Consider the following 19,337-nt stretch of genomic DNA (forward strand, 5'->3'; position numbering starts at 1 on the left):
GTCCGGAGGTTTTGCCCGTGACGTGACCTTACGGTGGCGGGCCGTTCGGTCGCCAGTCGGGGGCGGTCACCCGGATCCGGGTACCCCGCCCCCGATGATCAAACGGCGATGAACGGTCAGGCGGTGCAGGCCGTCAGCGCCCGCGCGGTGAGCACCGTCGCGAGATGCGACCGGTACTCCGCCGAACCGTGCAGGTCGGACGGCGGTTCGGTGCCCTCGGTGGCGTGCTCGGCGGCGGCCCGGAACGACGCCTCCGACACCGGAAGGCCCCTGACCGCGTTCTCCACCGCACCGGCCCGCACCGGCACCGGACCCATGTTCGTCAGTGCGACACGTGCGTCCTCGACCACGTCGCCATCGCGGCGTACCGCACACGCCACACCGACGATCGCCCATGCCTGCGCCGTCCGATGGAACTTCTCGTAGTGCACGCCCCAACCGGATCCCAGCTTGGGCACCCGCACACCGACGAGCAGTTCGTCCGGCTCCAGCGCCGACGTCATCCAGTCGACGAAGAACGACGGGGCCGGGATCTCCCGCTCACCGCGCACCGACCGGACGAGGAACAGCGCGTCCAACGCCAGCGCGACCGCCGGAAGGTCACCGGCCGGGTCGGCGTGCGCCAGCGCCCCGCCGAACGTGCCGCGATTCCGGACGGCCGGGTCCGCGACGGTCTCCGTCGCCCGCGCGAGCAGCGGAACGTGCTCGCGCACCAGCGGATCGCGGATCACCTGGTGGTGCGTCGCCATCGCGCCGACGAACAGCGCGTCGCCCTCGTCCCGGATCTCGCGGAGCGCGTCCACCCGGCCGAGGTCGACCAGCGCGTCGGGGAACGCGAGCCGGAGCCGCAGCAGCGGCATCAGGCTCTGCCCACCGGCGAGCGGCTTGGCGTCCTCGCCCGCGTCGGACAGGGCCCGGACGGCGTCGTCCACCGACACGGGCCGCGTGTAGTCGAACGTCGCCGGGATCATCGCGCACCCGCCTCCCCGCGCAGGGCCCGCCACACCCGTTCCGGTGTGCACGGCATCGGCACGTCGTGCACGCCGTGCGGGCGGAGCGCGTCCACGATCGCGTTGACGACCGCCGGGGTGGACGCGATCGTGCCCGCCTCACCGACGCCCTTCACGCCCAACGGGTTGGACGTCGCGGGCGTCTCCGTCCGGGCGGTCGTGAACGGCGGCAGGTCCGCGGCGGATGGGACGAGGTAGTCCGCGAGCGTGGTCGTCGTCAGATTGCCGTCCGCGTCGTACACGGCCTCCTCGAACAGCGCCTGCGCGATGCCCTGCGCGAGCCCGCCGTGCACCTGCCCTTCCACGATGAGCGGGTTGACGACCTTTCCGACATCGTCGACGGCCACGTACTTGCGGAGCTTCACCATGCCCGTCTCGGTGTCGACCTCGGCGGCGCACAGGTGCGTGCCGTGCGGGAAGGAGAAGTTGTCGGGGTCGAAGGTGGCGTCGGCGTCCAGGGACGGTTCGAGACCGTCCGGAAGGTCGTGCGCGGTGAACGCGGCCTGCGCGACCTCCTGGAGCGTCGTGCTCTCCTCGGGGACGCCCCGGACGCTGAACCGTCCGTCGCGGAACTCCAGGTCCTGTTCGGCGGCCTCCAGCAGGTGCGCCGCGACCGTGCGCGCCTTCTCGACCACCTTGTCGCACGCGGACGACAACGCGACCCCGCCCACGGCGAGGGACCGCGACCCGTAGGTGTCCATGCCCTTCGGCGCGATGGCCGTGTCACCGTGCAGGACCCGCACGTCCTCGAACGGAACCCCGAGCCGGTCGGCGGCGATCTGCGCCCATGCCGTCTCGTGGCCCTGCCCGTGCGGGGACGAACCGGTGATCACCTCGACCTTGCCGGTCGGCAGGACGCGCACGGACGCGTGCTCCCAGCCGCCCGCCCCGTACGACAGCGAACCGAGGACCCGGGACGGAGCCAGCCCGCACATCTCCGTGAACGTCGACACCCCGATGCCCAACTGCACCGGGTCTCGCCGGTCACGCCGGTCGGCCTGCTCCGCGCGCAGCTTGTCGTACTCGAACAGCTCCAGCGCCTTGTCGGTCGCGGCCTCGTAGTCGCCCGAGTCGTAGGTGAGGCCCGCGATCGTCTCGTACGGGAACTCCTCGTGCGCGATCCAGTTGCGCCGCCGTACCTCGATGGGGTCGATGCCGAGTTCGTGGGCCAGCTCGTCCATCAACCGCTCGATGGCGTACGTGGCCTCCGGACGGCCCGCGCCCCGGTACGCGTCCGTCGGTGTCTTCGTCGTGAAGACACCCGTGCACGTGAACGAGTACGCGTCCATCTTGTAGATGCCGTTGAACATGAACGCGCCCAGCAGCGGGATGCCCGGGGTGACGATCATCAGGTACGCGCCCATGTCGGCCAGCAGGTCGACCTTGAGGCCGCGGATCCGCCCGTCCTGTTCGGCGGCGAGCGTGAGGCGCTGGATCTGGTCGCGGCCGTGGTGGACGGTCATGTTCCCTTCGCTGCGCGACTCCGTCCACTTGACCGGGCGGCCGAGCCTGCGGGCCAGCAGGAGCGCGATGACCTCCTCGCCGTACACCTGGAGCTTGGAGCCGAACCCGCCGCCGACGTCGGGAGCCACCACCCGGAGCCGGTGCTCGGCGATGCCGGTGACGGTGGCCAGCATCAGCCGCAGGATGTGCGGGATCTGCGTGGCCGAGTACAGCGTGAACTCCTCGCCCTCCGGCACGCAGAGCACCGAGCGCGGCTCCATCGCCGAGGGGATCAGCCTTTGCTGGACGTACTCGCGTTCGATGACGACCGGGGCGTCCCGTAGCGCGGCCTCCAGGTCACCGTTCTCGTACACCCACGTGTAGGACTTGTTCGTGCCCAGGTCGTGATGGACGACGTCGGCTCCGTCCGCGATGGCCGCCTTCATGTCCACGACGGCGGGCAGCGGTTCGTAGTCGACGTCGATCTTCTCCAGGGCGTCGACGGCCGTGTACCCGTCGCGGGCGACGACGCACGCCACCGGCTCACCGGCGTACCGCACCTCGTGCACCGCCATGGGCGGATGGTCCGGATGCTTCATGTCGTCGGTGACGATCCACGCGCACGGCAGCGACCCCTGCTCGTCGGCGAGGTCCGTTCCGCTGAACACGGCGACCACGCCGGGGTGCGTCGCGGCCTGGGACGTGTCGACGCGCGTGATCTTCGCGTGGGCGTGGGGGCCGCGCAGGAACGCCATGTGCAGCGTGCCCGCGGGGGTGAGGTTGTCCGTCCACTTCGTCCGGCCGGTGAGGAGCCGGGCGTCCTCCGTCCGGCGGCGGGGGCTGCCGATCTCGTGGACGGTCACGACGCCACCTCCCGGCGCGCGGGCCGCATCTCCTTCGCGGCGCTGCGGACGGCCCTGACGATGTTCTGGTAGCCGGTACAGCGGCACAGGTTGCCTTCGAGCCCGGCCCGGACCTCCTCCTCGGACGGGTCGGGGTTCTCCCGCAGCAGGTCCAACGACGCCATGATCATGCCGGGGGTGCAGTAGCCGCACTGGAGCGCGTGCTCCTCATGGAAGGCGCGTTGGAGGGGATGCGAACCGGTGGAGTTCGTCGGCTGGGCGGTGGTGGCTGGGGCCTGGTCGGTGTCGGGTCCCGCGAGACCCTCGATGGTCGTCACGTCGCAGCCGTCCGCCTGGACGGCGAGCACGGAGCAGCTCTTCACGCTCACACCGTCCAGCAGGACGGTGCAGGCTCCGCAGTTGCCGGTGTCGCAGCCGACCGGGGTTCCGACCTTCCCCAGCCGTTCGCGCAGGTAGTGGACCAGAAGGAGGCGGGGCTCGACGTCGTCCTCGTACGTCGCGCCGTCGACCTCGACACGGACACGTGGCATGCCTTTCCTCCCAGGGACGTCTCACAGCGGGCCAGCGGGCTTCGCGAAGGGGCGTCCCTGGGGGAGGGGCGCGTGGATCCGGCCACGTCATCGGGCCACCTCCGTGGAAGGCGACCCTACGAACGTATGACGCGGGTAAAAGGTGGACCAGCCCTCAATGAGAGCTATTTCGTGATACGCGCGAGTTTCTGAGATGTGCAGGGGTGTGGGAGGCGCGCTAGTGGACGCGGAGCAGCACGGGCCAGGTCTTCGGCCCGACGATGCCGTCGGCCGCGACGCCGCCCCACCGCTGCACCGCCTTCACGGCCGCCTCGGTGGCGTCGTCGAACCGCCCGGTCATGCGGATCTCCGGGTGGCTGCGGGCCATCAGCAGACCTTGCAGGCTCTGTACGTGCTCGCCCGAGTCGCCCTTGTTGAGCTGGGGCAGTTTCTTCACGATGTCCTCCGTCCAGTGACCGCCGTATGCCGGTCGCCCATAACCAGCGATGACGCTGGAACTCCGCACGCGACGCCGAACCGCGTTGTCGGTGTTGGCCTCGATCGTCTGGACCCGCCCGCCGCCGAGGACCTTCTCGACCACGCCGACATGGTCGATCGCGCCGATGCTGTTGGTGGAGCCCCAGTCGAAGAAGACGATGTCGCCGGGCTTGGCCCGGTTGACGTTCGCGGTCGTCCCGCTGTGCCAGCGTCCGATCTTCTGGAAGTCCTGGGCGTGCCAGACGGTGTAGGCGCGGTCGCCGCCCGGCAGGACGGCCTCGGCGTTGCCGCTCTCCCGGGCCCAGTAGGTGATGGCCATGTCGCACCAGTCGGCCTCGAGGAACTCGTCGCCGTGCTTGGCGGCGTACCTCTTGGTGATCTTGTTCGGGCGGCCCGACATCCCGATCGACCCACGGGCCTCGGCGATCATCCCCGCGGCGCTCACCCGGTCTCCTCGCCGAGGTAGAACCCGTCGGAGTCGGGGTCGCCGTACAGCTCCGCGAGGACCTGCTCCTCATCGGGCTCGGTGGCGCGGTGGACGTCCGGATGCACATCCACTTCGTCCATATGGGCGGCTTCTTCGCTGTCTGTTCTGTCGTGGGGGCTCACGGCGCTCTCCTGGGCCTTCGCTGTGGGCCACCCCGTTCTGTAGATGGCCCCTAGCTGACCGTAATAGGTTCGGCCATTACTTCTCTGGCTTTCGACCTAAAACAGGCCCATCCGAGCGAATTTCCTTTCTGTCGGGTAAGCGCGATGCCCCTGACCAGCGGAGTGACCGGGGACGCATGCGAGTTTTGTGCCTTCCGGGGTAGGGCTCCGGTATGTTCTTCTTCTTCTCGTCTCGACTGGGATGTCTGGGTTCACTGGTCGTGACCGTGGTCCTCACCTCGATCGCGTACGTGATCCTCAGTCGCTGACCCCCGCGGGGCTCCGATCCGCGTCGGCTTGACAAGGGTCGGCCGCCGAGTGTCTTCTGGTACGCATGTCGGCGCGCGATTCCTTTGACAGCCCCGTGGCCCTGGGCCGCGTGGCGAGCGCGCTGTGTCCTTCGTGTTGTCGCTGAACCAGACCTGCTAGTTCCGCTGACCTCCGTACGCGAAGGACCTTCCGTGTTTCCCGATCTCACCATGCGTGGCCAGGACGATCCGCACGGCCGCGCGCTCACCGTCCGTCCGCCCACCGTCGGTCAACTCGCGAGCCGCGTCGGCGACCTGGCCCGGCGTCCGGCGGACTGGTGGCGGCTCGTCGTGTTCGACGCCGCCGCGCCGGTGCGCGTCCCGCTGGACGATCAGCTCTGGCTCACCACATGGCCGCCCGGCCACGGCGGGACGGTCCACGGCCGGGTCAGCACGCTGCTCGCGGGAGAACTGGCCGAGGTGATCCTCGCGGACTGCGGGGTCACCGAGCGGCCGCTGAGGGCCAACCGGGTCCGGGTCCACGGCGGGCCGTGCACGGTGACGAACCCCGGTCCCGCGTACGCGGTCAGCCTGCACGCCGACTGGTCAGGGACGGACGAACCGTCCTCCGGCCGCTGAGAAGGCGAACGTCAGCGCAGGTTCCGGCGGCGCGCCCGGGTCAGCACCCGGACGGTCCCGACAAGACCGAGGCCGATCAGCACCACCGGGGCCAGCGTCGTCACGGCCGGCAGGTCCCGGTCTGACAGGCCCTGCGCGAGGAACAGGCCCGCGAGGCCGAGGAAGAACAGTCCGGTGATCGGTCCGGCCGGGTCGAACCGCCGCCGTCCCGGCGTGTCCGGCTTCCGCTCGTCAGCCACGGCGCACGCTCACCTCGCCGACCTTCCCGCGGATCCGCAGGCTTATCACCGGCGGGTCGCCGCCCGGCCCGCTCTCGGGCTCCAGGGTCTGGACGACCTTCGCCCGCGGACCGCCGGTCATCCGCCGCTCGATGTTCAGGTCACCGATCGCCAGCCGCGCGTCCACATGGACCCGGGCGGTCGCGGGCACGACGATCGCCAGCTCGCCGAGAACGACCTCGGCGTCGATCGCGACACGCTGCCCGGCGACCAGCCGGAGCGCGGTCAGGTCGAGATCGCCCTGGCCGACGCCGACCTTGTACACCTGGTTCGTCCGCGAGACGTCCGTGGGACGCCACTCGATCTCCCCGTACTCGGCGTCGCGCGGCGCGTCCCCCGCGACCGACGCGGTCAGCATGGTGAGGGTGAGGACGGTGCCCGCCGCCGCGAGACCCTGCGTCCGGAACCAGCCGCCGAGGACGAGACCGCACCCGACGACGGCGAGCGCGGGAGCCATGACGATCAGCCAGGAGTCGGGGGCGGCATAGTCCTGCGCGACCGGGATCATCGCCGCTCCGGCCGCCATGGCGGCGAGCAGCGTGATCGTCCCCACCGGTGAGCCGCCGCGTGCCCGCCGCGCCACGGTGGCCCCGCCCGTTCCGGCGGGCCGCAGGTCGGTGTCGGCGGTCTCCTCGTCGAGGGGGGAGGCGGTGTGCGCGGCCGAGTAGGCGGCCAGGTCGATCATGCCCTCGGGCAGGCCACCGGAGCGTGTGGACGGCGCGTCCTTGGTGAGGGTCACGCCGCCGCTCTCGGCGTGCGTCCGGGCCGCCGACGGGTCCGGCGGGTGCCCGGCGAACCGCTCTGGGACGGACCGCGCCAACGCCACCAGGTCCACGCCCCGCGAATGCGCGATCAGCAGCGACAGCCCGAACACGACCAGCAGCGCGATCGTGTCGGTGACGGCCGTGCCGAACACGCTGAACGCGACCCCGGCGGTCATCAGCACGCCGAGGACCGTCAGCACGGCCCCGGCGTCGAACCACCGCTTGAGCAGCTGCTCCACGATCGAGGACCGCTCCGGTCGCGCGGGCATCAGCAGCACCGCCGCGACGTAGAGGAAGATCCCCTGCCCGTGCGCGAGGACGAGGATCGCGAACCCCACCCGGAAGACGACGGGGTCGATGCCGGTGTGGCGCCCGAGCCCGGTGCACACCCCGGCGAGCACGCGGCGATCGGCGTCGCGCGCCAGTCGCCGGTACTGGAGGCCGTCCCGCCGCCCGCCGTCCTGTTCCCTGCTCATGGCGACCATCCTGACGCGCCGTCCCGCACGCGTGGTATCCGGGACGTCCCTGATCCGACCCTGAAGTGAAGCCGGGGTGCGCCCCTGATGCGGGCGGCGTCCCCCGCGTGTGACGATCGGTCACGTGGAAGAGGAGACGGCGACCAAGGAGCCCGGCGCGACGTCCGCGGCGGCCGCGTTGGCACCGGACGCCGCCGTGCGGCGGTTGGAGCGCGCCGCGGAGGGCCGGCTCGTCGCCGGCGTGTGCGGCGGTCTGGCCGCGCACCTCGGCGTGGACGCGTTCGTCATCCGCGCCGCGTTCCTGCTGCTGAGCCTGGCCAGCGGGATCGGCGTCGCCGCGTACATCGCGTTCTGGGTCCTGGTCCCGCGGCGACGGCTGCCGGAGTCCGGCGTGCCGGTGCCGGTCCGGCGTGGCCGCCGCGACTGGGGGCAGCTTCTCGCCTACTCGGCGGTGGGGCTGGGGTTGGCGGTGCTGCCGTGGGGCGCGGCCGGGGTCGTCCAGTGGGCGCTGTGGCCGTTCGTCGTCGGCGGCGTCGGCGCCGCGATCCTGTGGCAGCAGGCCGACCGCGACCAGCGGCAGCGGTGGACGCTGCCGCTGCGCCAGCGCTGGCTGCGCAGCCTGCTCGGCCTGCTGCTGGTCGTCGGCGGCATCGGCGGGTTCGTCGCGCAGAAGGTCGAGGCCGACCAGGCCCGGTCCGTCGTCATCGCCATGCTGATCATCCTCACCGGTGTCGCGGTGATCGTGACGCCGTGGGTGGTGCGGCTCTGGCAGGACCTGGACGCCGAGCGGCACGAGCGGATCAGGTCGCAGGAGCGCGCCGAACTCGCCGCGCACATCCACGACTCGGTGCTGCACACGCTGACGCTCATCCAGCGGAACGCGCACGACACCCGGGAGGTGCAGCGGCTCGCCCGCTCCCAGGAGCGGACGCTGCGGACCTGGCTCTACCAGCCGCGCGCCGACCCCGACCAGACGTTCGCCGCCGCGATCCGGGAGATCGCGGGGGAGGTGGAGGACGACCACGGCGTGCCGATCGAGGTCGTCTGCGTGGGCGACACGGCGCTGGACGAGCGGCTCGGCGCGGCGTTGCAGGCCGCGCGGGAGGCGATGGTGAACGCCGCCAAGTACGCCGAGGCGCCGTCGGTGTCGGTGTACGCGGAGGTCGAGCGCGAGGAGATCGCCATCTTCGTCCGGGATCGCGGCAAGGGTTTCGATCTCGACCAGGTCCCGGATGACCGGATGGGCGTCCGAGGGTCCATCATCGGACGTATGGAGCGCAACGGCGGCACGGCCACCGTCCGCACCGCGCCAGGCGAGGGCACCGAAGTGCGTTTGGAGATGCGGAAGTCGTGAGCGAGGCGTTGAAGAGGGTGGTCCTGGTCGACGACCACCAGATGTTCCGGACCGGGGTCAAGGCGGAGCTCGGCGGCGGCGTCGAGATCGTCGGCGAGGCCGGTGACGTCGACGAGGCGGTCGCCGTGATCAAGGCGGCGCGACCGGACGTGGTGCTGCTGGACGTGCACCTGCCCGGCGGCGGTGGCATCGAGGTGCTGCGGCGGTTGCAGGGCGTCGTCCCGTCGAAGTTCCTGGCGCTGTCGGTGTCGGACGCCGCGGAGGACGTGATCGGCGTCGTCCGGGGCGGCGCGCGCGGCTATGTCACCAAGAGCATCTCCGGGCCCGAGCTGACGGACGCGATCGGCCGGGTCGCGGAGGGCGACGCCGTGTTCTCGCCGCGGCTGGCCGGGTTCGTCCTGGACGCGTTCGCCGCCACGGACGTCCCCGCCGTCGATCCCGAGCTGGACCAGATCACCCAGCGGGAGCGGGACGTGCTGCGGCTGATCGCCCGCGGCTATGCCTACAAGGAGATCGCCAAGGAGCTGTTCATCTCGGTCAAGACGGTGGAGACGCACGTCAGCAGCGTTCTGCGCAAGCTTCAGCTGTCCAATCGACACGAGCTGTCACGCTGGGCGGCCGCCCGCCGCCTGGTCTGAAAATGCGCGTCCCGGCGCGCTTGACGGAATAGCCGCAGGTCAAGTCGGTGGGAATTACGCTCTATGCCTGTTCGGTGGCCTGGAGTAAACAATTTCGGTTAAGTGTTGGTAAATCGTAATAATCCTTTTCCGTACTTCATGATCGTCGTAGTGGTCGGGTGTGAAACAGTCCCTTTTCATGACCTATCCTCCCCCCGATCCCGGTTGGCCCGGCCAGCAAGGGCCGCACTCGCCCCCGCCCCCGCCGGGCGGGCCCGGCCAGCCGCCCATCCCCGGCCAGCCGCCCATCCCCGGCTATCCGCCCGGTCCCGAGTACCCGCCGTCACCCGGCCACGGCTCCTCTCACCAGGACGAGCGCACCAACGGCATGTCCATCGCCGCGTTCGTCACCGGTCTTCTCGGCTGCTTCGGCGTCCTCGGCGCCATTCTCGGCATCGTGTCCCTGCGGCAGATCAGCTCCCGTGGAGGCAAGGGCCGCGGCTTAGCGATCGCCGGAATCATCCTGTCCTGCCTGTGGGTGGCGGGCGCCGCGATCGGCTACGCGGTCGGCATCAGCAAACTCGACTCCTCGTCGCTGCCGTCCACCACCTCGAAGCACCCGGGGCCGTCCCCGACCAAGACGTCGGAGGTCGACGCCAGGAAGATGCGGGTCGGTGACTGCATCGACGACTCCAAGGTCGCCTCCAGCCCCGAAGGGGAGTCGGTCAAGGTCGAGAGCGTCAAGATCGTCCCATGCGCCGGGCCGCACGACGGCGAGGTCATGGCCACCTTCCGCGTGCCCGGCGGCGCCATGCCGCCCGAGCAGGAGATGATGCGGCTGGCGGCCACCGGCTGCGAGAAGCGGCTGACGAAGAAGATCCGCCGCGACCCCGCGGCCGACTCGCTCAGCATGTCCTACTACTACCCGACGTCGCTCTCGTGGCGGCTGGGCGACCGCTCCGTCACCTGCGTCGTCGTGTCCGCCACCGAAGGCAAGAAGCTCACCCGGCCGATCCGGAAGTCCTGATGCCGGCACTCGTGGGCGGCCGGCCCGCCGCCCAGCCCCGGATCAGGTCTCGCCGTGCCACTTCTCCATGTGCGTGGCGTGGGTGCCCAGGTAGGCCCCGGGTTTGAAGTGGCGGTCGTAGAAGTCGAGGTCCAGATGGTGTCCCTGGACGTAGTTCATGATGAACACGGTCGGTACCGTGCCGGGGAACTTGCCGAACGCGTCCCACACGTACTGTGCCTGGAGCGCGACGCACGCCTTGAACTCGTCGTCGTGAACCTGGGCGCTCCCGCGGAACCCGGGGCTGTCGGTCCAGGCGCCGGGTGTGTCGGGGTGGAACGGGCCGCCCGGTCCGAACTTGCGGTGGGCGAACGCCTCCACGGCCGCCGCCATGTCGGCGTGGTGGGGCGGGCAGTACGCCTCGAAGACCCCTTCCCTGCCGGTGGGGTTGGGCGTCGACCAGCGCTCGTCCTCGTCGTAGCGGAAGCCGAGACCGGGCACGTCCGGGTCGCCTGACGCGCCGAGCATGCAGAAACGGTCGATCCCGTCGAACATCCAGCCGCCGAGCCCCATCGCCTGGAGCATCAGTACGCCCGCGTAACAGGCGGTCGCGAGTTCCGCGGTCGCCTCGGTCAACGCGTACTGCTCGGCGAACGTGAGCGGGTACGGCTCCGCCACGTCGACCAGGCCGCGGAACTCCGCGAGCCCGGGGATCTGGCGGTTGTTGACGTCGTCGTACAGGGCGTAGCCGTTCTGGACGAGGAAGCACAGAACCGCGATCAGATGCTGCGCGATGTCCGCCACCGGGATGACGAGCAGTGAACCGGGCACGTTGACGCACCAGGTGTTGTGCCCCTCCAGGTAGGGCTCCTCCGCGGGCAGGTGAAGCCGCTCGGGGGAGAGCCGCCGCAGCCGCTCTCGGTGGCGCGCGACCATCAGTTCCGGCGTGACCGTCTCGGCGGACGGGTCGACCAGCGCACCGGCGTCACGGGTGGGGAAGAAGTAGAGGCCCGAATCGTCGGTGAAGAACAGCTCGGCGGTATGGAACCCGGCCGCGGACGGGAACGTGCGTCCGGCGGCGGCGCCGGAGTAGTTCGAGGCGTGCGGCGCGTACCGGGCGTGCCGCGTGATCGCGTAGTGCCAGCCCGTCGTCCCGCCCATCGCGCTCAACACGAGCATCCGTTCCAGCTCGGTGAGCGGGAGCGGCTCATGCTCGGAGCGGTGGGCGAGCGGACCGTCAGGGATCTCGGCGCCTAGCGCGAACCGCCGGGAGCGGCGACCGAACAACGCGTCCACCAGTGGGAAGGCCGCCAGTTCCTGGAGCGCCTCGGTCTCGGTGGCCGTCGGCTGCCGCGTAGAACTCATCAGACCCTCCCGTGCCTGTCAGGACCTGCCCTTGTCGTTACGGGTGTTCCCCGCGTCTCAAGGACGGGACGCGCGCAGGGTGCCCACCACCATTCCCGCCACATGCTCGACCGTGGCGACGCCCGCCCCCATCGTCGGGTTGTCCCCGCTGCACACCGCGACGAGGAAGTCGTGGTCGCGTCCGGTGATGCGGCCGATGCTGTTCACCGTCCAGCCGGTCCCCTGGTGGCGGACGGGCGTCCAGCCGTTCTTCAGCGCCACCCTCTCGCCCGGCAGCGCCGCCGCGCTGACGCCCCACGCCTGCTCCTCCACGACGGAGCCCATCAGGTCGAGGATGTACCGGCGCCCGGACGCCCCGATCGGGCTGGTGTCCGCCACCAGGTCCCTGAGCAGCCGGACCTGGTCGGCCGGGCTCGTCGTCGACGACCCCCACGACGTCGGGAACGGTGTGGTGTCCACCAGCCCCAGCCGTTTGTTGGACCTCGTGACGCCCGTGCCGTGGCCCGCCTTGGAGTACAGCGAGTCCGCCGCCGAGTTGTCGCTCACCCGGATCATCGAACTCGCCAGGGCGCGTTCACCGTCGGACAGGCCGAGCCCTCGCTGGGCGCGCTGCCGTTGCAGGACGAGGCTCGCGAGAATGTCGACCTTCATGACGCTGGCGCTGACGAACTCGCCCTTCTCGTTCTCCCCGAAGGACAGGCCCGTGCGCAGGTCGGTGGCCATCACCCCGGCCTTGCCCGGACGTGTCTCGATGTAGGCGCGGACGGCCCGCCGCAGCCGCGCCGCGTCGAACGGACGGGTCGTCGCCCTGGCCACGGCCGCTCCCCGCCCGCCGGCCGACTTGCCGGCCGACGCCGTGGCGCCCGCGACGACGCCCTCACGTTTCGGTTCGTCCGAGACGAACCAGTGGGCGGTGAAGCCCGCCCCGGTGGCGCCCGCAGCGAGAGCGAACGCGATGAGGTGACGTCGCATCGTTCCCCCCGAAACCCGTGCGACCTGCCCCGATATGGACCTATCTACTGATCAGAGAGCGCCCGGCAGGCGGGCCGGGCAGCCCGGCTCGCAGCGTTCGGAATGCCGTGCCACCCGGCGCGCGTACGAGTCGAACCGGCGGCGCAGCACCGCCCGCGTCAACGGCCGGATGCCGGGGAACCCGTCGAAGACGCCACGCCAGCGGATCAGTGTGCCCGTGAAGTGCGGCTCCAACGTGACGTCCGCGCGGAAACGGCGCGACGGAGGCCAGGCCAGCGCGATGTAGCCGTAGTGCCGGGGCGGATCCCAGGCCACGACCTCCTCACGCCGCGGCCGGACGTACCGGACGGCCCCGATCCCGTTCGGATGGTCCGTGCCCGCGGACTCCCGCCTCGCCCGGACCAGGAACCCGCCCCATTCGTCCCAGGCCTCCGCCACGCACAGATGCTTGAAGATCACGTCCGGCGCGGCCCTGGAAATGGCGGTGGCCTCGACCTCATGGCCCCCGACTTCATGGCCCTCGACCTCATGGCCCTCGACTTCAGGGCCCCCGATGTCATGCGGCATGACAACCCCCCGACTCCCGTCACATGGGGGGACATGCCCGACGTCGGGTCAATCACGACCTGTGAACGGCCGTATTTGGCAAGTGATGACCGTTCCCGGGACGGTCCTGTGCCGCCCTACGCCGTGTCGATGACCTGGAAGGGCTCGGCCAGACGACCCTCCGGGAGACCCGCCGCCGCGGCGTTGCCCGACATCCAGCCGCGCAGCATCTCCGCCAGCCCGTCGCCCATGTGCGCGGTCTGGCTGGCATGGGCCTTCAGGGCGTGCAGCTTGCGGTCGAACCGTTCCGTGACGTCGACGTAGTGGTTCACGAGCGGGCCGCCGGTGGCCCACACCTCCCGCGTCGTCCAGGCCTCCAGGCCCTCGTCGGCGAGCAGTTCCGGGAACGCGTACGGGTTGCGCGCGTCCGGGTAGACGGCGTCGAGCGCCGCCGCGCCCACCGCGCGGTGGTCGGGATGGCTCGGGTATATCCGCTCGTAGTTGCGGTCGGGGCTCGGCATCAGCAGCCGGTCCGGCCGCACCTGCCGGATCACCCGCGCGATGTCGCGGCGCAGGCCCAGCGTCGCCTCGACCCGCCCGTCGGGGTAGCCGAGCCACCGGATGTCGTCGACCCCGACGCACTTGGCGGCCGCGCGCTGCTCCTCGCGCCGCAGCGCCGCCATCTCCGCGCGCGAGATCGTGTCGTCGAACCCGCCCGCGTCACCGTCGGTGACCATGAGGTACACGACGTCGATACCGCGGTCGGTCCAGCCCGCGACGGTTCCCGCCGCGCCGAAGTCGACATCGTCGGGATGCGCCATCACGACAAGGATCCGTTGCAGTTCGCCGTCGTCCAGAACGTTGGTCACGGATTCAACTGTAAAGACCCTGGACGATTACTGGTACACCCCGAGATCAGCAGAGGTCTGTGACTTCACGGACGGGCTACAACGACATGATCGACGCGAGCAGCCGCTCCTGGAACTCCGCCACGTCGCTGCCGACCGCCACCTTCACCGGACGGCGGGTGTCCTCGGCGGGCAGCGAACGCGCGTCCCACACGGTCGTGCCGCGCGTCAGCTCCCCGCGCAGCTCCACCCGGACCGGACGGTGCGCGTACTCCCCGAGGCCCGGGTCGACGGCCAGCATCGCGGCGAGCGCGTCGTGGATGACCGCGCCCCGGCGGCGGAGCGTCGGCGTGTAGGCGTCGGCGTAGAACTCCAGGATGCGGGCGGCGAACCGGGTGACGGGCGTGTCGTGCGCGGCCAGCCGGTCCAGCCAGTCGTCGTGGACGGCGGTCGGGTGGGTGGCGTCCAGCGGCACCAGGACGATCGGCCAGTCCGCCGCGAACACCAGGTCGGCGGCCTCGGGGTCGTGCCAGATGTTCGCCTCGGCGTGCGTGGTGATGTTGCCGGGATGGTCGAACGCGCCGCCCATCACGACGACCTCCCGCACCAGGGATGGCAGTTCCTCGTCCAGCAGCAGCGCCGCGCCCAGGTTCGTCAGCGGGCCCGTCGCGAGGAGCGTCAGCTCGCCGGGCATGGTGCGTGCCAGCCTGACGATCTGCGCGGCGGCCGACTCGCCGGCGGGCCGTCCCACCGGTTCGGGGAGGTGCGTGTCGCCGAGGCCGTCGGTCCCGTGCCAGTCGATCGCGTGGTGGACGTCCTGCGCCATCGGCCGGGCGGCGCCGACCGCGACCGGCACGCCCGGCTCACCGTGGGGGACGTCACCGGCGTCGATGCCCGCCGCCTCCAGCACACGGATCGTGTTCAACGCGCCGGTCAGCGGGTCGATGTTGCCGTGCACCGTGCCGATGCCCGCCAGCTTCGCCTCGCCCGCCCGGAGGAGGGACGCCAGATACAGCAGCGTCAGCGCGTCGTCGATGCCCGTGTCGCAGTCATAGAGAAAGGTGGGTGGATTCGTCACGGATGCAACCTATCCGTCCGGGACCCGATGTTGATCATCACTGGGTCTGGGACGTGGGGTCGCGCCAGGGTAGAGCATGAGACATGCGCAAAATCATCAACGCCCCGGCGGACGTGGTCTCCGACGCGCTGCGCGGTCTCGCCGCCGCGCATCCGTCCCTGCGGGTCGACCCGGAGCAGGGCACGGTCGTGCGCGCCGACGCGCCGCGCGCCGGGAAGGTCGCCCTCGTGTCCGGGGGCGGGTCCGGCCACGAGCCGCTGCACGCCGGGTTCGTGGGCCACGGGATGCTGGACGCGGCCTGTTGCGGCGAGGTCTTCACCTCACCGGTGCCCGACCAGATCATCGCCGCGACGATGGCGGTGGACGGCGGCGCTGGCGTCGTCCTCGTGGTGAAGAACTACACCGGCGACGTGATGAACTTCCAGCTGGCCGCCGAACTGGCCGAGGACGAGGACATCGAGGTCACGACCGTGATCATCGACGATGACGTCGCCGTCGAGGACAGCACGTTCACCGCCGGGCGGCGCGGCACCGGGGCCACGCTGTTCGTCGAGAAGATCGCCGGTGCGCTCGCCGAGGAGGGCGCCGCCCTGGACGCCGTCGCGGCGGTGGCGCGCGAGGTGAACGAGCGCAGCCGGTCGTTCGGGGTCGCGCTGTCGTCCTGCACCGTTCCGGCCGCCGGGACGCCGACGTTCGAACTCGGCGACGACGAGATGGAACTCGGCATCGGCATCCACGGCGAACCCGGCCGCGAACGTGCCAAGATCGCCACCGCGGCGGAGATCGTCGACGCGGCGCTCGGCGCGATCGACGCAGACATGCCGCTGTCGGGGGCCGAGGTGCTGGTGCTGGTCAACGGGATGGGCGGCACCCCGCTCATCGAGCAGTACATCGCCTACGCGGCGGCCGCCGCATGGCTGGAGGACCACGGCGCCACCGTCGTCCGCAGGCTCGTCGGACCGTATGTGACGAGCCTGGAGATGGCCGGCTGCATGATCAGCGTGTGCCGGATGACGCCCGAGCTGACCCGGCTCTGGGACGCGCCCGTCGAGACACCCGGTCTGCGGTGGGGCCGGTGAGCGTGGTGGAGTCGATGAACGCCACGGACGTCGCGAACTGGATCCGGCGCGCGGCGGAACTCGTCGCCGCCGACACCGAACGGCTCACCCGGCTCGACGCCGCCATCGGCGACGGCGACCACGGCCACAACCTCGACCGCGGTCTGCGCGCCGCCGTGGCGGCCCTCCCGGACGACGCCCCGCCCGGCAGGACGCTGATCGCCGCCGGGCGGGCCATCGTGTCCAAGACCGGCGGCGCGTCCGGACCCCTCTACGGGACGGCGCTGCGCCGCGCCGGCAAGGCCCTCGGCGACACCGCCGACATCGACGCCGCCGCGCTCGGGACCGCGCTGCGCGCCGCGCTGGAGGGCGTCCAGGATCTCGGGAAGGCGGAGGAGGGCGACAAGACGATGGTCGACGCGTTCGCCCCCGCCGCCACGGCCTATGACGCCGCGCTCGCGGACGGCGCCGACCTCGCGGGCTGCGCGCGCGCCGCCGCCGACGCCGCCGCCCGGGGCGCCGAGGCGACGGTCCCGATGCAGGCGCGCAAGGGACGGGCCAGCTACCTGGGCCCGCGAAGCGTCGGGCACATGGACCCCGGCGCCTGCTCCACCGGGCTCGTGCTGCGCGCCCTCGCCGAGACCGTCGAAGGGACCGGGTGACATGGTCGGCATCGTGATCATCGCGCACAGCCGGACGCTGGCCGAGGGCGCCGCCGAGGTGGCCCGCGCCATGGGCGTCGGCAAGGCCGTGGTGGAGCCCGCGGGCGGCGACCCCGAGGGCGGGCTCGGCACCAGCCTCGACCTCGTCGAGTCCGCCGTCGCCGCCGCGGACGACGGCGACGGCGTCGTTCTCGTCGCCGACCTCGGCAGCTCCGTGCTCACCGCCAAGATGCTCATCGAGGACACCGGCGGGGAGAACGTGCTGCTCGCGGACGCGCCGCTCGTCGAGGGCGCGGTCGCCGCAGCCTCCATGGCCGCGACCGGCGCCGACCTCGCGGCCGTCCACGCCGCGGCCGAGGCCGCCTTCGACCACCGCAAGACCCGCTGACCGGCCGAGCCGCCCCGGGCCTACTCGGCGGGGCCGTGCAGCAGGGTGCCGAGGACGGACGGCGCGCGCACCGTCGGGTCGCCCCGCACCTCGTAGACGCGGGGCGGCCCGTCCGCGCCGTCCTCGACGGTGATCCGGTAGCCGGGCAGGTCGGCGCCGATCTCACCGCGCTCGCCGCGGGCCTGCGCCGCGGCGAGCGCGTTCACCGCCTCCCGGATGCGTCCGGCCTTTCCGGCGGGAAGCGCGGCGGTGTCGTACCGCGCGACGACGGTCGTCTTCCCCGTGAACCCCCCGGTGCTCTCGACCTTGACGCGCACCGCTCTCGCACCTCCGCCGGTTTCCTCGAATCTCGGACGACTAACTGAACGCCTCGCGCAGCTCTTCCAGGTCCGCGTGGAGGATGTCGTCGTCCTCCAGGGAGCCGTGCCTGGCGAGCTTCTCGGCGGAGACGACCTGGTACTCGGGCATCTGCATCGTGCCGCAGCACCGGGTCCGGTCCTGCTCGGCCCGCAGGCTCGCCGAGTGCTCGTCGAGCTGCTCGACCTCCGTGACGTCCCGCCCGTCCCCGGTGTAGTCCGCGTCGGTCATCCTCATCCGCCCGCTCATCAGGTCGGTCAGCGACGTCGCGGCGGTCGTGATCTCCCGGACGGCGAACCGGTTGCGGATGAACGTCCGGTAGATCGGCGGGTGGCCGCGATCCGCCGAGATCTGCAGCATCCTGTTCGCCACGTCCACGTACCGGGCGTTCGTCGCGGGGGACGCGACGATCGCGTCGAACACCAGCCTGCACAGCTCGGCGGCCGTCTCGATCAGCACGAGCGTCGGGTCCTTGGTGCGCCGCTGCCGCGCGGTCTCGAAGGCGCAGACGTCGGCGAGCACGTCGTAGATCGCGCCGGTGAACACCTGGGAGATCCCGTGCACCTCGTTGCCGACCTGGCTCAGCTTCAGGTCGTTGTCGCAGTTGCGCAGCCCGGACGGCATGCCGAGCGCCCGCCCGAACTCCTCCGCGACGTCCGCGAGGAACGACCTGTCGTGCAGGTTGCCCTTGGTCGACGCGACCAGGGCCTCCGCCTGGTCCGGCTGCGCCAGCGCCAGGAAGATCGCGGTGAGGTCGCCGAACGCCTCGTGCAGCCCGCCGGTCTGCGGCGGGCAGTCCGCCGCCAGCCAGCCCGGCTTGAGGCCGTCGAGCAACGCGTGACCCGTCTCGTGCGCGACGATGTCGAACGACCTACACGTGTGGACCACGGTCGACTGCGGCTGCCCCTCCGGCGTGAAGAACAGGAACTTCAGCGCCTTGGCGGTCCGGCTGTAGAACGCGTTCGCGCCGAGACCGGCGTGCGGGAACACCGTGATGCGGTCGGTGTTGCCGTCGACGTTCCACGCGAACGGGATCGGCCTGCCGCCGTTGTGCCGCTCGTACATGGCGAGGACCTGCCGGACGACGGCGAACGTGTGCGCGCAGTCGAACTGCGGGGTCCCGGCGGCGAACACGAAGTCGCCGTTGACGTTGCGGGCGACCGGGGTGACGCCGTCCAGGACCGTCCGGACCCGCGCGTCCGTCGGACCGTTCAGCACCACCGACGGGACGAAGGCCAGCCGGGCGCCCAACTCGGCGACCGACGGGTCCTGCTTGTAGATGAGGAACCGGTGCCCGGTCCGTATCGGCGCGGGAACCGGCACCGGCCTCGGCACCACGGGCGCCGCCGCCTGGACGGTGGCCTGCACCGCGGCCGTGGCCCCGGACATGTGCCCGGCCGAGGCCGGTCGCTGCGCGGGGACCTCGACGTCCATCGTTCCCGTACCCCGACGATCTTGGAAGTCCTGCTGGTGGATCTCCATGGAAACCACCTCCCCCTCACGGCGCGCGAACCCCTGATGACTCCGCGCTCTCGCGGGTGGACGCGCGTCCGCCGAGGCCCTGCCTGCACACGCCGGGCCCAGCCGGGGTCGGCGGGTCGTGTCCGCCCCGTCCCGCCACACGCTCCGCCGGTCAGGAGATCGAGTCAACCCGTGGCGTTCAAAAGGCCCGCCATCTGTCCACAAGCTGCCGCGGGACGTCCACATGCT

At 71.4% G+C, this 19,337-nt stretch carries 21 protein-coding genes; 7 read left to right on the plus strand and 14 right to left on the minus strand.

What is annotated here, in order from left to right; translation table 11 throughout:
* Positions 1-116 precede the first annotated feature (116 nt).
* From BZB76_RS07525 to BZB76_RS36325, 5 genes are all read right to left on the minus strand, one after another.
* Positions 117-971: an FAD binding domain-containing protein gene (locus tag BZB76_RS07525; protein ID WP_121433599.1), complete on the minus strand. Its 855-nt coding sequence runs from the start codon at positions 969-971 to the stop codon at positions 117-119.
* Positions 968-3,316, minus strand: coding sequence for a xanthine dehydrogenase family protein molybdopterin-binding subunit (locus tag BZB76_RS07530; RefSeq protein ID WP_121433600.1), 2,349 nt, complete (start codon positions 3,314-3,316; stop codon positions 968-970). The genes BZB76_RS07525 and BZB76_RS07530 overlap by 4 nt, the downstream gene beginning before the upstream one ends.
* A complete protein-coding gene (locus tag BZB76_RS07535; RefSeq protein ID WP_121433601.1) occupies positions 3,313-3,846 on the minus strand; it encodes a (2Fe-2S)-binding protein in 534 nt (177 codons plus the stop codon). The genes BZB76_RS07530 and BZB76_RS07535 overlap by 4 nt, the downstream gene beginning before the upstream one ends.
* A 217-nt stretch (positions 3,847-4,063) precedes the next feature.
* Positions 4,064-4,768 (minus strand): peptidoglycan-binding protein, encoded by a 705-nt coding sequence (locus BZB76_RS07540; protein ID WP_246006809.1) that lies wholly within the window; start codon positions 4,766-4,768, stop codon positions 4,064-4,066.
* Complete coding sequence (locus BZB76_RS36325; RefSeq protein WP_281273853.1) at positions 4,765-4,890, minus strand: hypothetical protein; 126 nt, start codon at positions 4,888-4,890, stop codon at positions 4,765-4,767. Before BZB76_RS36325 ends, BZB76_RS07540 begins: the two co-directional genes overlap by 4 nt.
* Before the next feature lie 542 nt (positions 4,891-5,432).
* On the opposite strand from BZB76_RS36325, the gene BZB76_RS07545 reads away from it, so the two are divergent.
* Positions 5,433-5,858 carry a cupin domain-containing protein gene (locus tag BZB76_RS07545; RefSeq protein WP_170180540.1) on the plus strand — a complete coding sequence of 142 codons (426 nt, stop codon included), beginning with the start codon at positions 5,433-5,435 and terminating at the stop codon, positions 5,856-5,858.
* Between the two features lie 11 nt (positions 5,859-5,869).
* Here the strand turns inward: BZB76_RS07545 and BZB76_RS07550 are convergent, their stop codons facing one another.
* Together BZB76_RS07550 and BZB76_RS07555 are read right to left on the minus strand one after the other, a co-directional pair.
* Entirely contained in the window at positions 5,870-6,097 is a 228-nt protein-coding gene (locus BZB76_RS07550) for a hypothetical protein (RefSeq protein ID WP_121433602.1), read from the minus strand.
* Positions 6,090-7,376: a PspC domain-containing protein gene (locus tag BZB76_RS07555; RefSeq protein ID WP_170180541.1), complete on the minus strand. Its 1,287-nt coding sequence runs from the start codon at positions 7,374-7,376 to the stop codon at positions 6,090-6,092. Before BZB76_RS07555 ends, BZB76_RS07550 begins: the two co-directional genes overlap by 8 nt.
* Positions 7,377-7,554: 178 nt before the next feature.
* Between BZB76_RS07555 and BZB76_RS07565 the strand changes: the two genes are divergently transcribed.
* The 3 genes from BZB76_RS07565 to BZB76_RS07575 all read left to right on the plus strand — a co-directional run bounded on the left by BZB76_RS07565 (position 7,555) and on the right by BZB76_RS07575 (position 10,374).
* Positions 7,555-8,730, plus strand: coding sequence for an ATP-binding protein (locus tag BZB76_RS07565; RefSeq protein WP_121434544.1), 1,176 nt, complete (start codon positions 7,555-7,557; stop codon positions 8,728-8,730).
* On the plus strand, positions 8,727-9,368 hold the full coding sequence (locus tag BZB76_RS07570) for a LuxR C-terminal-related transcriptional regulator (RefSeq protein WP_281273854.1): 642 nt from the start codon (positions 8,727-8,729) through the stop codon (positions 9,366-9,368). Before BZB76_RS07565 ends, BZB76_RS07570 begins: the two co-directional genes overlap by 4 nt.
* A 178-nt stretch (positions 9,369-9,546) precedes the next feature.
* Positions 9,547-10,374, plus strand: a complete 828-nt coding sequence (locus BZB76_RS07575; protein ID WP_147449364.1) for a DUF4190 domain-containing protein — start codon at positions 9,547-9,549, stop codon at positions 10,372-10,374.
* A gap of 42 nt (positions 10,375-10,416) precedes the next feature.
* Here the strand turns inward: BZB76_RS07575 and BZB76_RS07580 are convergent, their stop codons facing one another.
* The 5 genes from BZB76_RS07580 to BZB76_RS07600 all read right to left on the minus strand — a co-directional run bounded on the left by BZB76_RS07580 (position 10,417) and on the right by BZB76_RS07600 (position 15,162).
* A complete protein-coding gene (locus BZB76_RS07580; RefSeq protein WP_121433605.1) occupies positions 10,417-11,718 on the minus strand; it encodes a hypothetical protein in 1,302 nt (433 codons plus the stop codon).
* A gap of 57 nt (positions 11,719-11,775) precedes the next feature.
* Positions 11,776-12,690: a serine hydrolase gene (locus tag BZB76_RS07585; RefSeq protein WP_121433606.1), complete on the minus strand. Its 915-nt coding sequence runs from the start codon at positions 12,688-12,690 to the stop codon at positions 11,776-11,778.
* Between the two features lie 51 nt (positions 12,691-12,741).
* Positions 12,742-13,257, minus strand: coding sequence for an SRPBCC family protein (locus BZB76_RS07590; protein WP_121433607.1), 516 nt, complete (start codon positions 13,255-13,257; stop codon positions 12,742-12,744).
* 116 nt (positions 13,258-13,373) lie between these two features.
* Positions 13,374-14,057, minus strand: a complete 684-nt coding sequence (locus BZB76_RS07595; protein ID WP_121434545.1) for a PIG-L deacetylase family protein — start codon at positions 14,055-14,057, stop codon at positions 13,374-13,376.
* Positions 14,058-14,181: 124 nt separating this feature from the next.
* On the minus strand, positions 14,182-15,162 hold the full coding sequence (locus tag BZB76_RS07600) for a nucleoside hydrolase (RefSeq protein WP_121433608.1): 981 nt from the start codon (positions 15,160-15,162) through the stop codon (positions 14,182-14,184).
* Between the two features lie 83 nt (positions 15,163-15,245).
* On the opposite strand from BZB76_RS07600, the gene dhaK reads away from it, so the two are divergent.
* From dhaK to BZB76_RS07615, 3 genes are read left to right on the plus strand one after another with little or no spacing between them, the layout of a single operon-like run.
* The gene (gene dhaK, locus BZB76_RS07605; protein ID WP_121433609.1) at positions 15,246-16,241 is read left to right on the plus strand and encodes a dihydroxyacetone kinase subunit DhaK; all 996 of its coding nucleotides are present in this window, start codon (positions 15,246-15,248) and stop codon (positions 16,239-16,241) included.
* Positions 16,238-16,882 (plus strand): dihydroxyacetone kinase subunit DhaL, encoded by a 645-nt coding sequence (gene dhaL, locus BZB76_RS07610; protein ID WP_246006810.1) that lies wholly within the window; start codon positions 16,238-16,240, stop codon positions 16,880-16,882. Before dhaK ends, dhaL begins: the two co-directional genes overlap by 4 nt.
* A gap of 1 nt (position 16,883) precedes the next feature.
* Positions 16,884-17,270, plus strand: a complete 387-nt coding sequence (locus BZB76_RS07615; RefSeq protein WP_121433610.1) for a PTS-dependent dihydroxyacetone kinase phosphotransferase subunit DhaM — start codon at positions 16,884-16,886, stop codon at positions 17,268-17,270.
* 20 nt (positions 17,271-17,290) lie between these two features.
* Here the strand turns inward: BZB76_RS07615 and BZB76_RS07620 are convergent, their stop codons facing one another.
* Positions 17,291-17,587 carry a protealysin inhibitor emfourin gene (locus BZB76_RS07620; RefSeq protein WP_121433611.1) on the minus strand — a complete coding sequence of 99 codons (297 nt, stop codon included), beginning with the start codon at positions 17,585-17,587 and terminating at the stop codon, positions 17,291-17,293.
* Positions 17,588-17,627: 40 nt separating this feature from the next.
* A complete protein-coding gene (locus tag BZB76_RS07625; protein ID WP_147449365.1) occupies positions 17,628-19,109 on the minus strand; it encodes a gluzincin family metallopeptidase in 1,482 nt (493 codons plus the stop codon).
* Positions 19,110-19,337: the final 228 nt, after the last annotated feature.

Source organism: Actinomadura pelletieri DSM 43383 (assembly GCF_003634705.1).
GTDB classification, from domain to species: Bacteria; Actinomycetota; Actinomycetes; order Streptosporangiales; family Streptosporangiaceae; genus Spirillospora; species Spirillospora pelletieri.

Bases quoted from the DNA above. Each gene is read 5' to 3' on its own strand.
- BZB76_RS07525 (WP_121433599.1), bottom strand. From the start codon at position 971: ATGATCCCGGCGACGTTCGACTACACGCGGCCCGTGTCGGTGGACGAC.
- BZB76_RS07535 (WP_121433601.1), bottom strand. From the start codon at position 3,846: ATGCCACGTGTCCGTGTCGAGGTCGACGGCGCGACGTACGAGGACGAC.
- BZB76_RS36325 (WP_281273853.1), bottom strand. From the start codon at position 4,890: ATGGACGAAGTGGATGTGCATCCGGACGTCCACCGCGCCACCGAGCCC.
- BZB76_RS07555 (WP_170180541.1), bottom strand. From the start codon at position 7,376: ATGAGCAGGGAACAGGACGGCGGGCGGCGGGACGGCCTCCAGTACCGG.
- BZB76_RS07575 (WP_147449364.1), top strand. From the start codon at position 9,547: ATGACCTATCCTCCCCCCGATCCCGGTTGGCCCGGCCAGCAAGGGCCG.
- BZB76_RS07580 (WP_121433605.1), bottom strand. From the start codon at position 11,718: ATGAGTTCTACGCGGCAGCCGACGGCCACCGAGACCGAGGCGCTCCAG.
- BZB76_RS07585 (WP_121433606.1), bottom strand. From the start codon at position 12,690: ATGCGACGTCACCTCATCGCGTTCGCTCTCGCTGCGGGCGCCACCGGG.
- BZB76_RS07590 (WP_121433607.1), bottom strand. From the start codon at position 13,257: ATGCCGCATGACATCGGGGGCCCTGAAGTCGAGGGCCATGAGGTCGAG.
- BZB76_RS07595 (WP_121434545.1), bottom strand. From the start codon at position 14,057: ATGGCGCATCCCGACGATGTCGACTTCGGCGCGGCGGGAACCGTCGCG.
- dhaK (WP_121433609.1), top strand. From the start codon at position 15,246: ATGCGCAAAATCATCAACGCCCCGGCGGACGTGGTCTCCGACGCGCTG.
- BZB76_RS07615 (WP_121433610.1), top strand. From the start codon at position 16,884: ATGGTCGGCATCGTGATCATCGCGCACAGCCGGACGCTGGCCGAGGGC.
- BZB76_RS07625 (WP_147449365.1), bottom strand. From the start codon at position 19,109: ATGGAGATCCACCAGCAGGACTTCCAAGATCGTCGGGGTACGGGAACG.